This window comes from Chryseobacterium amylolyticum (genome assembly GCF_051011775.1).
Lineage (GTDB): Bacteria > Bacteroidota > Bacteroidia > Flavobacteriales > Weeksellaceae > Chryseobacterium.
Map to the genome: position 1 here is coordinate 850,371 of NZ_JBPCHX010000001.1, position 15,778 is coordinate 866,148.

14 protein-coding genes are annotated in these 15,778 nt (G+C 38.9%); 2 read left to right on the plus strand and 12 right to left on the minus strand.

Annotated features, from left to right (window positions below; genetic code table 11):
- Positions 1-81 precede the first annotated feature (81 nt).
- The 3 genes from ACR1PO_RS03720 to ACR1PO_RS03730 all read right to left on the minus strand — a co-directional run bounded on the left by ACR1PO_RS03720 (position 82) and on the right by ACR1PO_RS03730 (position 3,244).
- Positions 82-2,076: a S9 family peptidase gene (locus tag ACR1PO_RS03720; protein ID WP_433985885.1), complete on the minus strand. Its 1,995-nt coding sequence runs from the start codon at positions 2,074-2,076 to the stop codon at positions 82-84.
- A 281-nt stretch (positions 2,077-2,357) separates the two neighbouring features.
- Positions 2,358-2,702, minus strand: coding sequence for a phage holin family protein (locus tag ACR1PO_RS03725; protein ID WP_114821738.1), 345 nt, complete (start codon positions 2,700-2,702; stop codon positions 2,358-2,360).
- Between the two features lie 119 nt (positions 2,703-2,821).
- Entirely contained in the window at positions 2,822-3,244 is a 423-nt protein-coding gene (locus ACR1PO_RS03730; RefSeq protein ID WP_332387737.1) for a PaaI family thioesterase, read from the minus strand.
- A gap of 374 nt (positions 3,245-3,618) precedes the next feature.
- Between ACR1PO_RS03730 and ACR1PO_RS03735 the strand changes: the two genes are divergently transcribed.
- The gene (locus ACR1PO_RS03735) at positions 3,619-4,467 is read left to right on the plus strand and encodes a helix-turn-helix transcriptional regulator (protein ID WP_433985886.1); all 849 of its coding nucleotides are present in this window, start codon (positions 3,619-3,621) and stop codon (positions 4,465-4,467) included.
- 178 nt (positions 4,468-4,645) lie between these two features.
- Complete coding sequence (locus tag ACR1PO_RS03740) at positions 4,646-5,137, plus strand: hypothetical protein (protein ID WP_433985887.1); 492 nt, start codon at positions 4,646-4,648, stop codon at positions 5,135-5,137.
- A gap of 382 nt (positions 5,138-5,519) precedes the next feature.
- Here ACR1PO_RS03740 and ACR1PO_RS03745 read toward each other — a convergent pair whose 3' ends face one another.
- From ACR1PO_RS03745 to ACR1PO_RS03785, 9 genes are all read right to left on the minus strand, one after another.
- Positions 5,520-7,646 (minus strand): type IA DNA topoisomerase, encoded by a 2,127-nt coding sequence (locus tag ACR1PO_RS03745; protein ID WP_433985888.1) that lies wholly within the window; start codon positions 7,644-7,646, stop codon positions 5,520-5,522.
- A 298-nt stretch (positions 7,647-7,944) separates the two neighbouring features.
- A complete protein-coding gene (locus ACR1PO_RS03750) occupies positions 7,945-8,820 on the minus strand; it encodes a pirin family protein (protein ID WP_433985889.1) in 876 nt (291 codons plus the stop codon).
- A gap of 490 nt (positions 8,821-9,310) precedes the next feature.
- Positions 9,311-9,895 (minus strand): Crp/Fnr family transcriptional regulator, encoded by a 585-nt coding sequence (locus tag ACR1PO_RS03755; protein WP_332387741.1) that lies wholly within the window; start codon positions 9,893-9,895, stop codon positions 9,311-9,313.
- A 10-nt stretch (positions 9,896-9,905) separates the two neighbouring features.
- Positions 9,906-10,217: a hypothetical protein gene (locus tag ACR1PO_RS03760; RefSeq protein ID WP_433985890.1), complete on the minus strand. Its 312-nt coding sequence runs from the start codon at positions 10,215-10,217 to the stop codon at positions 9,906-9,908.
- 266 nt (positions 10,218-10,483) lie between these two features.
- Positions 10,484-12,094, minus strand: a complete 1,611-nt coding sequence (locus tag ACR1PO_RS03765) for a Na+/H+ antiporter (protein ID WP_433985891.1) — start codon at positions 12,092-12,094, stop codon at positions 10,484-10,486.
- A 264-nt stretch (positions 12,095-12,358) separates the two neighbouring features.
- Complete coding sequence (locus ACR1PO_RS03770) at positions 12,359-12,979, minus strand: alpha/beta hydrolase (protein WP_433985892.1); 621 nt, start codon at positions 12,977-12,979, stop codon at positions 12,359-12,361.
- 5 nt (positions 12,980-12,984) lie between these two features.
- Positions 12,985-13,938 carry a VOC family protein gene (locus ACR1PO_RS03775; RefSeq protein WP_332387748.1) on the minus strand — a complete coding sequence of 318 codons (954 nt, stop codon included), beginning with the start codon at positions 13,936-13,938 and terminating at the stop codon, positions 12,985-12,987.
- A 319-nt stretch (positions 13,939-14,257) separates the two neighbouring features.
- Positions 14,258-14,554 carry a GNAT family N-acetyltransferase gene (locus ACR1PO_RS03780; RefSeq protein WP_047433770.1) on the minus strand — a complete coding sequence of 99 codons (297 nt, stop codon included), beginning with the start codon at positions 14,552-14,554 and terminating at the stop codon, positions 14,258-14,260.
- 60 nt (positions 14,555-14,614) lie between these two features.
- The gene (locus tag ACR1PO_RS03785) at positions 14,615-15,547 is read right to left on the minus strand and encodes a ring-cleaving dioxygenase (RefSeq protein ID WP_433985893.1); all 933 of its coding nucleotides are present in this window, start codon (positions 15,545-15,547) and stop codon (positions 14,615-14,617) included.
- Positions 15,548-15,778: the final 231 nt, after the last annotated feature.

A 15,778-nucleotide genomic window follows, 5' to 3' on the forward strand; every position in this document is an offset into this window, starting at 1 on the left:
TTTGGCGAAAGCCATCGGAATTTCCAACCATAAAAAAACGGGCTAAAGCCCGTTTCTAATTGATATTTTATATTGTTTGTCTTATAAAGTTTCCTTCAGCCAGTCGAAGAATTCTCTCTGCCATACCAGTCCGTTTTGTGGATGAAGCACCCAGTGGTTTTCGTTCGGGAAGTATACCAGTTTAGATTTTAATCCTCTTAATTTTGCAGCCTGGAAAGCTTCCTGCCCCTGTTCGTAAGGAACACGGAAATCAATTCCCCCCTGAACGATCATGATCGGTTTGTTCCATTTCTCTACGAAGTTGCTTGGATTAAATTCTGTGTACGCTTTTGGAAGCGGCTTTTCCCAAGGTGAACCAAGATCCCAGTTCGCAAACCAAAGTTCCTCTGTCGTCAGGTACCATGATTTCATATCAAATAATCCGTCATGAGCGATAAACGTTTTGAACCTGTTCTCATGGATTCCAGCCAGCATAAACACACTGTATCCTCCGTAGCTGGCTCCTACTGCTGCTACTCTGTCACCATCTACGTACGGTAAAGTTTTCGCAAAGTCTGTAGCTGCCAGATAATCTCTCATTGGCTGTCCGCCCCAGTCCTTTGAGATTTCTTCATTCCATTTTGTTCCCCAGCCAGGCATACCTCTTCTGTTTGGAGCTACCACGATATAATCGTTGGCTGTCATTAGGGCAAAGTTCCATCTTACACTGAAAAACTGAGTAAGAGCAGACTGTGGACCACCCTGGCAGTATACCAAAGTTGGGTATTTTTTATTCGGGTCAAAGTTTGGAGGATAATGGAACCAAACTCCCATTTCCTTACCGTCTGAAGTTTTCACCATTTTAAGTTCAGATTTCCCCTGAGCCAATTTAGCGTATGTTTCTTTATTAGCTTCAGTAACCTGCTTCATTTCTCCGTTTTTAACGTTTACAGAGAATAATTCTGTGGCATGGTTGATATCTGTTCTTCCTACTAAAAGTGAAGTTTTGTTGTCTGTAAAGATTTCGTTAACGTCAAAATCTCCTTTGGTAATCTGCTGTACTTTTGCTGTTTTTGAATCCAGTGAGAAAAGCTGTTTTGTTCCTCTGAATGCTGCTGTAAAGTAGATTGTTTTTGAATCTGCTCCCCAAAGTACATCTCCTGAAACACTTTCATCCCAGCCTGAAGTAAGATTTGTGATCTTCCCTGACTTCCAGTCCAGGATTTTCACATCATTTTTATCTGCTTCATATCCGTCTCTGGCCATGCTCTGCCAGATCAGAGATTTTCCGTCCGGGCTGAATTTTGGATTTACATCATATCCTTTGTTGGATTCAGTAAGGTTTTTGGTAGTCCCTGATGCCAAATCGTAAGCAAAGATATCGGTATTGGTACTGGTAGCATATTCCTTACCGCTTTTAGGTTTCGTAACATATAAAAGCTGTGCAGAATCCGGGCTCCAGATAAAGTCTTCAGCTCCTCCGAAAGGTCTTTGCGGGGAATCCCATGTTTTCCCTTCCAGAAGATCTTTAGCTCCTTCTACTTTATCCGAAGTATTCACTACAAATACATGGTTATATTTTCCTTCATTGAAGTAGTCCCAGTGTCTGTGGTTCAGGTCTGTGTATACCTGTGCTGTGGTTTTAGGAGTATCACTGAATTTGTCTTTACCCATTACTTTTTCCACCAGCACCTGCTTGCTGAAAGCTATTTTCTTTCCGTCCGGAGAAATGACAATATTATCTGCTTCCCCAATGGTATAGAATTCTGCCCATGTTTTTCCGGCATCTTTAGAAAGGTAGATTTTATCACCTTCCTGAGCATAGATTCCGTTTTTGTCCCACTGAATAAGTGCTTTTTTACCGAAATCAATTTTAGAAGACTGATGATTAAGAACATTCAGAAAATAGTTCTCGCTTTTTGTTTTTTCTGTTTTCAGATCTACCTGTCCTACTTTATAGATAAGGGAACCCTGATCCGGTGAAACGGCCTGTACTCCAACTTTTTTCAAAGTCCAAAGGATTTCAGGCGTCATTACTTGTTGTGCATTCATTAAAAGCGGAGCTGCCAAAGCCAGCAGACTGTACTTAAGTTTCATATGTTGATATTCATTTTTTAACGGATGTAAAAATCAACTGATTTTTTAGCATCCTTTTATTAAATTCAAAGATTGCCAAAGTTAATATTTAAAATAAAAACGGACGAAAGAATTAACATTAAAATTTAAAGTAAGTGATTTATTAACAGGTAAATTTCATTAATTTTATAAAAAACAAACTCATAACCCTCTTCTATGAAAGTTTCTACTTATTTCGTTATGAAAAAATAAAAAAATCCGCTTATTGAGCGGATTTTTATTTAGATATGCAATGTTTTTAATTAATCTCCATCTGAGAACATTGAGTTTGCCAGAGAAGTTACAATTGACAGTAATATACTGAAGATAAATGCCCACCAGAAGCCATCTACTACCATACTGTCTATAAAATAGTCCGCTATCAGGACAATTGCGGCATTAATTACCAAAGCAAAGAATCCTAAGGTAAGAATGGTCAATGGAAGACCAAAAAGACTTAAAATTGGCTTTACAAATATGTTAAGAACCCCAAGCACAATAGCAAAGATAATGGCTGAAGAGAATCCTTCAAACTGTACTCCAGGTAAGATTTTGGTTAAAAGGTAAGCGACAATCGCAGTAATAAATAGTCGGATAATTAAGTTCATTGTGATATTTTTTAATGTTTATGGGGTTTGTGGAGCAAAAGCCATTCCATTCCGGAAAAAAGAATTCTTTGAAACCCTTTATGTAGGGAATATTCTGTCTTTTTATTTCCCTTGATGCCTTATTTTATTTTCATCATGGTCACTAAGGAAGTCGCTACATGACTTTCCGATTCAGAACCTTCAGTCTGTACATAGATTTCCGTTCTCACCACAATGATTTTTCCTCCGCCTTTAATGACATAAGATTTTGAAACCAGAGCATCTCCCATTGCAGGACGAAGATAATTCACTTTCAGCTCAACGGTCACTACATAACAGTCCTCAGGATAATGGCTCACGGCTGCGTATCCTGAAGAAACATCCACTAAGGAAGCAATCATTGCCCCATTGAACATTCCTGCTTTTCTGGTCATCATTTCCATTTTGGGAATCTTCATGGATATAAAATCAGTTTCTACTTCCAGCAGTTCTGCTTTATAGAATTTCAAGGTTTCCGAGCGGCTGAAGCTGTCTGTAATGAGTTTTCTTTTCTCTGGTGTCATAGATTTGAATTTATATGTAAATTTAAACATTCATTTAAACAGTAAGGAATGAAAAGTGTAATTTTTAAAAAGCAGAAAAAAAACAATGTTGAAATGTCACATTTTCAGTCCAGGTATTCTAGATCGTGAAAATGTTAAATATTAAAGGTAAATATAAGGCTGGATTTCTGCGGAATGACAAATACAATGCTTAGTTTATCCGTACAGCTTATCTTCCGTAGGAATCCCGGTATAGTTTGGTTGGAAAACGCAAAGGCGCAGGTTATTTCTAAAGCCATATGCTTTTAAGGCGCAAAGATTTTATCTCCGGTAAAATGGTTATTATTTCAGGAAATTAATTAACTTGTTTCTCTTCAAAACAGAACTCATCAATTATGCTGAATGATTACAAAAAATACGAATTGTTTGGAAAAACCCTGATCCAGAAAATTGATTTGAAAGCTCCGTTCAGATATGATTTTCCGGTTTCAGAGCAGGCCTGTTTTCTGTATGTAATCAAAGGTGAGTTTCAATATAGCACAGATGAGCAGAAATTCGACATTACTCCGGATTATTCTCTGCTTCTGAACTGTATCAGCGCAGGAAAGCATATTCAGCATTCAAAATCAGAGGACTGCAAGATCGTCATCGTTACTTTCTATCCGGATATCCTGAAAAAGATCTATGACAGGGAGCTGCCTTTACTACTGCAAAAGCCTGTCAATACGGTTTCTAACAAATCAAGCGGGAAAATAAATAATGATTTCCTGATTCAAAAATATATAGAAGGACTGCTTTTTTACTTTGAAAATCCTTCGCTCATTAATGAGGATATATTAATTCTTAAGGTAAAAGAGATTATGCTGCTGCTGGCCCAGTCACAGAATGCGGATTCAGTTCAATTGATTCTTTCACAGCTTTTCTCTCCCGCCACTTATTCTTTTAAGCAAATTATTGAAGCCAATTTATTTTCACAGCTCACAATCGAACAGCTTGCAGACCAAAGCAACCTGAGTGTATCATCCTTCAAAAGAGAATTTGCAAAGCTATATCATGATACACCCGCCAACTATATCAGAAATAAAAAACTGGAAAAGGCTGCCGAACTATTGTTAATATCAGATAAACGTATCACCGATATCGCTTTTGACTGCGGTTTTAATGATCTGGCCACTTTTACAAAAAACTTCAGCGATAAATATCATATTTCCCCGTCTGCATATCGTCTGGAACATAAAAAATAGCTGACAATATTTTATGCGATTAAGAGCATTTCCTTTACAATAAGAAATGCTTTTTCTGTTGAACCAAACTCTCAAATACTTGAACCAAATCACAAAACCATTCCGATATTTCTGCCGCAAATTTGTACCATCAGTTTCATGAGAAACTGAATGTGTATCAATTTAAAATCATCTCAATATGAATCTATCAGTTTTAGGAATTTTTCATACCGCTATCGGTATTGCTGCTCTTATAGGAGCTATTACAGGATTTATCAAATATGGTAAAATTGACCTGGCCCAGCGGTCGGGAAAAGTATATTTTTATACTACTGCCATTACATCACTTACAGCATTAGGAATCTCAAAACATGGCGGTTTTAATGCCGGGCATGTATTTTCGCTGTTTATCATCGTTTTGATCTCTGCTGCCTACTTTCTTTTTGCCAAAAAAAAGAAAAGCAAGAAGGCCAGATATTTTGAAAATTTTTTATTGTCATTCAGCTTTTTCCTGTCATTAGTTCCTACTATCAATGAGACTTTCACAAGGGTTCCGATAGGCCATCCTTTGGCTAAAGACATCAAAGATCCGGTAATCGGACAGACTCTTCTTGTATTTTTACTGCTTTTTATCATTGGATCAGTTTTTCAGTTTATTAAGCAGAAAAAAGCTAATGTTGAGATTTCTTGATGATTATGTGTTCAGAAAACGTAAAACCACCCCGTCAAAAATTCTTTGAATTTTTGCCACCCCTCCGGAAGAGGGGAATTTTTACGTCTTCAGCTGAAAAATTTGTAAATAGAATAAAGATTGTGATTGAATAGAAAAATGTGAGGCTGGATTCCTGCGGAATGACAAATACGATGCTTAGTCTATCCGTACAGTTTGCCATTCCGTAGGAATCTCGGTATAGCTTGGCTGGAAAATGCAAAGGCGCAATGATTTTATCTCCGATAAATGGTTATTGTTTAATGATAACTAGAAAAGTATGAGGCTGGATTCCTGCGGAATGACAAATAGGATGCTTAGTTTATCCGTACAGTTTGCCATTCCGTAGGAATCTCGATATAGCTTAACCAAGCTGTACCTGAAAATCATCACCTAAAGTCAGAACACCTTCTGTAATCGCTTCCGGGTGGGTAGAGAAACCTTTTAATTTTGAGGTTTTTCCTTTTAATACCAGGTCTAAAAGCTGTTTATCGGATAATTTCTTGCCAAAAATCTCAAACGTAATTTTAAAGCCGCAGTTTTTGAAATCGGAACATCCGACTGCGGTTTTTCCTTTGATCAGAGTATGTTCTTTACATTTCGGGCATTTTGTTTCTTCCCAGGACTGTAATTCTTTTTTCTGTGCAGGTTCTCTTTTTTTCTTTTCCTTCACTTCTTCTTTTTCCTCTTCCTGCAGGGTAATTACTTTTCCTTTTCCATACACTACTTTTTCCGTAAGTTCTGTAACCATCTGGATCAGTTCTTCTTTGAAAAGATTGGCTTCGTACTCGCCTTTTTCAATTTTACGGAGTTTGGATTCCCATTCACCAGTCAGTTCCGGGCTTTTTAAAAGTTCATCTTCGATGGTGTCAATCAGCTGGATTCCGGTTTGGGTAGCGATCAGATTTTTTCTTTTCTTTTCAATATATTTTCTTTTGAAAAGGGTTTCAATGATGTTGGCACGGGTGGAAGGTCTTCCAATACCATTGTTTTTCAACATTTCACGCAGCTCTTCATCTTCAACCTGTTTTCCGGCTGTTTCCATGGCTCTCAGCAAGGTTGCTTCAGTGTAAGGTTTGGGAGGAGTCGTTTTTCCCTGGTGGATCATCGGATCGTGGGGTCCGGTTTCTCCTACAGTAAATTCAGGGATGGTTTGTTCTTCCTCTTTTTCTTTTTCCTTATCGGTGGTTTCTTCTTTAGGTTCTTTGGCATAAACGGCTCTCCATCCTGCTTCAAGAACCTGTCTTCCGCTTGTTTTGAAAGGAATGGTTCCTACTTTTCCTTCCACCAATGTGTTTGAAATTTTACATTCCGGGTAAAATACAGCGATAAAACGTTTTGCAATCAGATCATAAATCAGTTTTTCTTCCCTGCTCAGATTCTGGGAAGGCGGAATTTCCGTAGGAATGATGGCATGGTGATCGGTTACTTTCGTATCGTCGAAAACAGCTTTTGATTTTGGAATCGGAGCTTCCAGCAGCGGGGCAATCAGATCCTGATAAGGATACATTTTCTGAAGAATGCCTGCTATTTTCGGATATAAACTGTCTGATAAGTAAGTGGTATCAACACGTGGATAGGTTACGTGTTTCTTTTCATAAAGGCTCTGCACATAATTCAAGGTATTTTCTGCAGAATACCCGTATTTTTTATTGGCTTCCACCTGAAGTCCGGTCAGGTCGAAAAGTCGTGGATTTTTTTCTTTTCCTTCTTTAATTTCGAAAGAGACAATCTCAAATGGATTTACTTTAAGGTATTCCAATCCTTTTTCTGCACGTTCCAACGTTTTTAAACGGTCAATCGCTGCACTGAAAAGGACATCACGGTATCTGGTTTTCAGCTCCCAATATTCTTCTGTGGTAAAGGCATCAATTTCTTTCTGACGCTGAACCAGCATCGCCAGTGTGGGAGTCTGTACCCTTCCAATGGATAAAACTGCTTTATTACCTCCGAATTTCTTCGTAAAAAGCCTTGTAGCATTGATTCCCAATAGCCAATCTCCTATCGCTCTGGCGTTTCCGGCCAAATACAGATTTTTATAATCTTCTGCAGGTTTTAAACTTGCAAATCCTTCTTTAATAGCATCTTCCGTCAGGGAAGAAATCCATAAACGCTGAACCGGTTTGTTGCATTTTGCCTTCTGCAATACCCAGCGCTGAATGAGTTCTCCCTCCTGCCCGGCATCCCCGCAGTTAATGACCTCATCACATTCTTCTACCAATTTCTCAATGACTTTAAACTGGGTTTCCACTCCTTTATTCGGGATCAGCTTAATTCCAAAACTGTTGGGAATAATCGGCAGTGAAAAAAGATTCCAGGATTTGTACTGCGGACCGTAGTCATGAGGTTCCTTCAGGGTGCAAAGGTGTCCGAACGTCCATGTTACGCAATAGCCGTTGCCTTCCATATAGCCTTGTTTAGGCGTGGTAGCGCCCAATACTTTGGCGATATCTCTGGCAACACTGGGTTTCTCGGCAATACATAATTTCATGAACTCGGGTTTATTGAAGGAGTGCAAAAATCGGGATTTTTTTTGACTTTTCAAATTTCGTTGAGGATTGAGGTCTTAGAGTTGAAGGAGAGGAAATTAGATTGGGTTTGTTCAAAAGATATAAAGTTTCACAAAATTTATTTAAATAAATTGCTTGTCAGATATGTAATCGTTACCATATTTTTTATAAAAAAGCCCCCTTAAAAAAAGGAGGCCGTATCAACAATGTAATGAAACCAGGTTCATTATTTCTTTTATTTTAAAATGGCATTGGCCATTAAAAAGACATTCACTAATCTTAAAGCGTCATGGGCACTTCCATCAGAAGGATTTCCGTACCTTCTTTAAGGGCTTTGATATTGAGACCCTGGATATCCCATACCCCGAAGCCGTCACGTTCTTCCAAAGTCTCACCGCCTATTTCTGCGCTTCCTTTCAAGATGAAAGCATAGACTCCGTTTCCTTTTTTTCTGATCTGATAGCCGGTTTCTGTATTCTGATCAAAGGTTCCCAAATGAAACCATGCATCCTGATGGATCCATACCCCTTCATCATCTGCATTGGGAGAAAGGATCTGCTGAAACTGATTGTGACCTTTTGTTTTGTCTAAAGTGATCTGGTCATATCTCGGTGTCACATTCCTTTTTTTAGGGTAAATCCAGATCTGAAGGAATTTTACAAGCTTATCACTGTTTTTATTGAACTCGCTGTGCATAATTCCGGTACCAGCACTCATTACCTGGATATCTCCGCTTCTGATCACAGCTGTATTTCCCATACTGTCTTTGTGCTCAAGATCGCCCTCCAAAGGAATGCTGATGATCTCCATATTATCGTGAGGATGCGTTCCGAAACCTCTTCCTGCTTCCACTTTATCGTCATTCAGGACTCTCAGTACTCCGAAGTGCATTCTTTCAGGATTATAGTAATTGGCAAAACTGAAAGTATGATTGCTTAGCAGCCAGCCGTGATCTGCTTTTCCTCTTGTGTCAGCTCTGTGGATCACAGAGTTTTCTTTTATTTTTGATTCTGTATTGGGAAGATGATTGTATCCGATCGGTTCTAATGGTTCGATCTCATCGATGTCATTTTTCATAGCACTTGCCAGAGAGGCTGACGCTACAAACATTCCTGTTCCCAATAATCCTTTCTTTAAAAAATCTTTTCTGTCCATATCAGATTGTTATTTGTTCTTGTTTGATAGGACAAATTTAGAGATGTTGGAAGTCCTGCACATTTAACTAGTTTAATAAATGACTTTGCAGCAAAAAAAATTCAGGAAACTTTTTGTATCCGGGAGTGTGGTTATATTGGATTGTTGTTTTTGGAAAAACACAAGTATGTTTTACTCTTAAACCTGTTTAATTTTATAGATATTTTAAAGAATAACTTTATTTAGATTGCTATGGAATGACAAGCTATACGGATAAACTAAAACGTCTTATTTGTCAGTCCGTAGGAATCCAGTCTTGCAATTTCCTATTCAATCACGATCTTTACCCTATTCACAAATTCCACAAATGAAGATGTAAAAATTCCTCTTCTCCAGAGGGGTGGCGAAAATTCAGAGAATTTTTGACGGGGTGGTTTCAAACGTAAAGTCATCAAGAGCAAAAATTTGTTTAGTTATCCGGTAAATCTGCGGATAAAACATTTTCAAAGTTTTATTTCTCTTTTGAAGCAAGACGTTTTCTGATGGTGCTTACAAATTCTTTTGAAACCCCAAGGTAAGAAGCGATATAATACTGTGCAACTCTTTGCGGGACCGAAGGATATAGTTTGATAAATTCAAGGTATCTGTCAGATGCGGTTTTGGAAATAGTGTCTACCAACCTGCCCTGAAGGGTGGCAAGATTTCGCTGCACCAGCATTCTGAAAACTCTTTCGAATTTGGGAACTTCCTGCAGCAGTTTTTCTTTTGTCGCCGGATTCAGCATATAGATTTCCGAGTCTTCCAGTGTTTCGATAAAAACCTTAGAAGGTTTCTGTTCCTGAAATGAGGCAATATCACTGATCCACCAGTCTTCAATGGCAAACAGAAGTGTAACTTCCGTGCCATCATCATCCAGACAATACATTCTCAAACATCCTTTCTGAATATACCCTTCAAACTGGCAGACTTCTCCTTCCCTCAACAAAACTGTTTTCTTGGGGAAAGACTGACATACCAGCAGATCTGTAAAAACTTTCTCTTCTTCCGGAGTGATTGTGATGAACCGGGTAATATTTTTGATGATATTTTCAAACATAGCGCAGGATTTACCCCTGCAAATTAGGAAAAAGACTGTAAACTTCGTTCTTTAAAAGTCCACTTCCTCCTCCATAATGGTCAATTACTTTCACATCTTTGTCTAAACCGTCACAAAAAACTTTTATATCTTTCTCAAAATCATCTTCTAAGCCGGAGCTTAAAAGGACAATATCTACGGTATTATTTTTTATATAGTCATAGCAGAAATTTTCATCACTGTGTATTTCTGCCGTCCAGCCTTCATTATTCTCTATAACTCTTTTTAAAGTATCAAGAATTTCCTGATTCTTTCCAATCACTAAAAAATGTAATGTTTTCATTTTGTTTAAGGTTTAAAATTCAAGTTCAAGGTTCAGGGTTTAATGTTTATATTGTTTACGTAAAAGGTAAAATGACGATTCAGATTCCTGCGGAATGACATAGTGTGTGGATAAATAAAGTGCTTAGTTTGTCCATTCAGTAGAGATCTAAACACTTTTACTCCCAAATGCTCCCACTCAGTAACCGAACCTCGAAACCTGCCTCCACCCCTACTAGCTCTCAAACCCTCCGACTCTCCAACTCAAAAACCGCATCCCTCGTCATTCTACAAATGCCTGTTCCCTGTAATTTTCAGCTCATTCAGGTCCAGCTGTGATTCTGCTTTTCGGATTTCATCATCGCTGAAGAGTTTTTCACGTTTCATTTTAAACAATTCGTTTCTCTGCAATGCAAATATATCCAGCATCACTTTGTGGTATTCTGCCATATCATTCTGCCTGTTGGTACACATCTCAAGGGAACTTAAATGATTCTGGTGAATTTTAATATCATTTTCCAGCGTTTTTTTTAAGTTGATCAGAAGACTATTGCTGTTCAGGATTTCAGTATACTTCTTATCAAGCTGGTCTACTGCCAGCTTATCCAACCTGATCTGAATTCCTGCCTGTTGTTCATGGGAAGGAAGAATAGGGTCTATTTCCCCGATTTTTGTCAGTTTAATGATTAAAGGTAATGTCAACCCCTGAAATACCAGGGTCACAAAAATCACAACAAATGTGATAAAAATAATAAGGTTTCTCATAGGGAATTCTTCCTGGCTGTTCATCATCACCGGAATTGAGAGTGCTGTTGCCAGGGAAACTACTCCTCTCATGCCTGCCCATCCTATAATCAAAGGGTTTTTCCATCCCGGACTTGGATCCTGACGGACTTTTTCACTGAGCCATCTTGGAAGATGAGCTACAGGATAGATCCACAGCAGACGTACTGCAATAACGATCAGGCTTATGATTAATCCATACTTTATTCCTTCCATTAATGAGGTTTCTCCCAATCCATTGATAATATCCGGAAGTTCAAGGCCTATCAATACAAAAACCAGGGCGTTCATTACAAAAATCAGGGTATTCCAGACTCCTGTCATGTTGATTCTTGTGGTTCCTGTTTTGAAAATTTCATGCGCACGGAAAGACATGAACAGTCCTCCGCTCACCACAGCCATCACCCCGGAAAAATGAAAATGCTCCGCAGAAAGGAACAGGATATAGGGAGTAATCACTGTTATAGCAGCGTCAATCGCCGGTGTTGTAGGTAAAAAACGGTGTATGGCGTAGAAGATATGAGCCCCTGCGATTCCTACCACGACTCCCATTCCTGCCACCAGAAAAAACTGCCCTGTTGCTTCATGCATTGAGAAAGCACCTGTCATAACGGCAGCCAGCGCAAACCTGAAAACAATCAATGATGAAGCATCATTAATCAGGCTTTCCCCTTCGAGTATAGCGATGGTACGCCTGGGAACCTTCAGTCCTTTTAAAACAGTAGTGGCTGCAATTGCATCCGGCGGCGAAACAATTCCTCCCAACAAAAAGCCCAATGCCAGTGTAAACCCCGGAATCAGCATCTGTGAAGTACAGGCCACCACCAGAGAAGTGAGAAATACGAGACCAAAAGCCAGCAGACTAATAGTGCGTTTCCATTTCCAGAAATCATTCCATGAGGTATACCAGGCCGCTTCATATAAAAGAGGCGGCAGGAAAATTAAAAATATAATATCCGGATCCAGTTTTAAAATGGGTACGCCAGGAATCATACTGATCCCTAATCCGGCCAGCACCAGAAAAATCGGATAAGCAATTTTAATCCGCTGTGCCAGCATCACCAGCATCATCACCAGCAATAAAAGCCCCAGTATTAAAAGTAGTTGTTCATGCATGTTTTTCAGAAGTTAGAAATTAGAGATCAGAAGTTAGTTTTCAGGTTCGGATTATTTAGGTTTTGGCTAAAGCCAGTGATTTATATTTTTTTGTTTGGCGCTAAAGCCCGCCGCTATTGAATGCTAATTTATACATTTGGTTTGATTCCTACGGAATGACAAAGTATGCGCATTATCTATCCGCTCACATTGTCATTCCGTAGGAATCTTCACTAACCACTTAAAGGATCATTAAAAATTACAAATAATTCAAAGTTAATGTACTTAATTAAAGATAATCGAGTTGGACAATTCAATCTCTTCCCCGTTAATAGAGTGTCCGAAATTGTCATATACCTTTTCTGTTACCTCGGCATTCATGTCTCTTAAAATATTGGCTGTTGCGTATACTCTTTCCACAGGTACATGAAAATCAGGGTTGCTGGTTCCCAGGAAAACCGGAGTTCCGGCAAAATCGCCCTTATAATTTCCACGGTTGATCTTATCTCCTATCACTCCTCCGATAATGGCTGCTGCCCCACCGTATTTCTGAGCATTACGGGCTAAAAATTCAAGGGTAAGACAGGCTCCCTGGGAAAATCCGAAAAAGTAAATATTTTCTGGCTTAATCCCTGCATCCACCGCTGCTTTCACTGTTTCTCCCACCATTTCCAGAGCTGATGAAAGCCAGGGTTCGTTCTGATCTGCCGGTGCCATAAATGAATAAGGATACCAGGTATGATTAAGGGCTTGTGGTGCTAACAGCGCATAATCTTTCACATTCAAATGCTGGGATAAACTTAAGACATCCTGAGCACTTCCCCCACGTCCGTGAACCATAATCAAAGCTTTTTCCGCCTGATTCAATGGTATTCCTGCTGTTTTTATATTTAAAATATGACTCATTATTTCTATCTGAATTTTTCTGTTGGATACTGGATTACAGGAAGGACTTCTGTAAGACGCTCTCTTCTTTTTTCAAACTGCTGCGGTAACATCAGATCCTGTCCTAAAAACTCTGCTTCTTCGTCTACATCGAAACCCGGGCCTGAAGTGGCAATTTCAAACAATACACCTCCCGGCTCTTTAAAGTAGACAGAGGTAAAATATTTTCTGTCTTTTACTTCGGTATGTTCCAGTCCGTATGCATTTAACCTTTTTACCATTTCAAGCTGAGATACCGCATCCGGAGTAGCAAAAGCCACATGGTGAACGGTTCCCCTTCCGGCCAATCCTTTTAAGGCATTAGGCGTAGAAAGCAGATCTACATATTTTCCCGGCAGATTTTCTGTTCCCAGTCTCAGTCTGTCAGGACTTTCTTTGATTACTTTATGATCCATCTGAGTGGTAAGGAGAGCTGCTGTTCTTTCATAGGCATCCTGCCAGATTTCAACATGATGGATTCCCCTGACCGCATAATCTTTAGGAATATAACCATTATAATAGCCTTTTCTTTCATCCTTATCATTAAAAACCAGTTCCAGTCCCAGCCCGTCAAAATCTTCAAGGTAAATAAAAACTTCATCTGAAAACCTTTGCTGAGGCTGTTTAAAAGGAATATTAAACTGTTCCAGACGGCTTATCCAATAATCCAGAGCATCTATGGAAACTGAAAAAGCTGTGGTATTGAGCATTCCTTTACCATGTCTTCCATTGATCAGATCTTTGCCATACGGAAAAGTAGTCATAATTGTTCCCGGTGTTCCGTATTCGTCACCGAAATAAAAATGATAAACATCCGAATAATCGAAATTGACTGTTTTTTTGACCAAACGAAGTCCTAATACTCCGGTATAAAAGTCTATATTTTCCTGTGCATTGCCGGTAATTGCCGTAACGTGATGCAGTCCTGTGATAAGGTTCATAGTGATAAAATTATTAATTGGTTATTATGATGGGTTCGAGATTCGGGGGTTTGGGTTAATAAGATCGAGACTCTCAAACCCTCTTACCCTTCCACTCTCATACTTGAATCTAGAAACTCGTATCCTGAGCTTCAAAATCCCGCATCTTAAAAGGCTACATAGAATATTTAGATTCATTCGGAATGACAAAGTGGGCGGATAGATAAGACGCATAGTTTGTCCATTCCGCAGGAATCTACACTCCCACTCCCCCCTTACTCTCAAACATATTCAGCCGAATCTCTAAAACTCGTATCCCGAAACCCGACTCTCAAACTCATTAGAGTTCTTCCTTCAGCCAGACATCATTATATTCTTCCGGATGGCGTTTGAACTGAGCATGAACATACGGACACAACGGCAGAATCTTTAAATCATTTTCTCTTGCGTAAGATACCAGCCTCTCCAGTAAAATTTTAGCAAAGCCTTTTCCTTCATATTCCGGATTCACTTCCGTATGGTAAACAGTCAGTTTTTTTCCAATGACTGAAATATCCATTTTACCTGCTTTATGATCATCTGAGAAAAGCTGGATTTCTCCTTTTCTCCCTTCCAACACTATTTCTGTTCTTTCCATTTTGTTTGTTTTTTAATTCTTAATTCAAAATTAACATCTTTATCAGAGCCTGCCGATGATCTATGATAATTTCGGAAGCACTCCTTCTATTTTCTCACGCATTCCTTCATATTGTACAGGGAGCTTCAGGTTGGTTCCCAGTTCATTCAGAGGTTCATCCACTGTGAATCCCGGATTATCAGTAGCGATTTCAAATAAAACACCGCCCGGCTCACGGAAATACAGTGAATAGAAATAATCTCTGTTGATTTTCGGAGTGATGCTCAATCCTGCAGATAATGCTTTTTCGCGGTATTCCATCAGAACATTATCATCTTTTACCCTGAATGCAATGTGGTGATTGGTTCCGGCAGCATTTCTACCGGCAGGAATGGTATCGTTTTCAATAATATCTACCAGATTAGCGGTATCAATGGCATCAGTAGCCAATCTGTATCTTTCCCCCTCCTGTTTTTTCAGATCATATCCTAAAATACCAGTCAGAACTTTGATCGTAGGATCTGCTTTTTTTAGGGTTAAAGTAACATTATGAAATCCTTTCAGGGCATATTCGTCTTTGATATCATCAGTTGTCCACACTTTTCTGTTGTCATCACCCGAAGGTTCTATAAACTGTAACTGAAGTCCGTCCGGATCCGTAAAAGAGATCATCTTTTCACCAAATACTTCCCCTTCTTCCACATTGACATTAAAATCCTGCAAACGGCTTTTCCAGAATTCAAGGCTTCCTTTCGGTACTGAATAGCCGATATGGGTAGCCATTCCGCTTCCGTTGGTTCCCTTACCAATTCCTTCCCACGGGAAGAACGTAAGAATGGTTCCCGGTGTTCCGTTTTCATTTCCGAAATAGAAATGGTATGTTCCGGGATCGTCAAAGTTTACGGTTTTCTTTACCAGTCTTACCCCTAAAACTTTTGTATAAAAATCTAAATTTCTTTTCGCGTTGTCTGCTATTGCTGTAATATGGTGCAGACCTAATATTCTATTGTCCATGTCTTTTAATTTTGATGCTAAATTACAGTGAACAGAAATGCTGTGCATTTAACTAGTTTAATAAATGCAGTTCCTCCACTTTTATCAAATTTCACCACCCGGAAGTAAACTTTACACAATTCTCAAAAAATTTAATTTATTTTATGTTTTTCACAACTTCATCTATGATATGATTTCAGCATAAATTCAATTAAAAGTCAAAAAACATCAGTAAATTATTTTTTAACATTA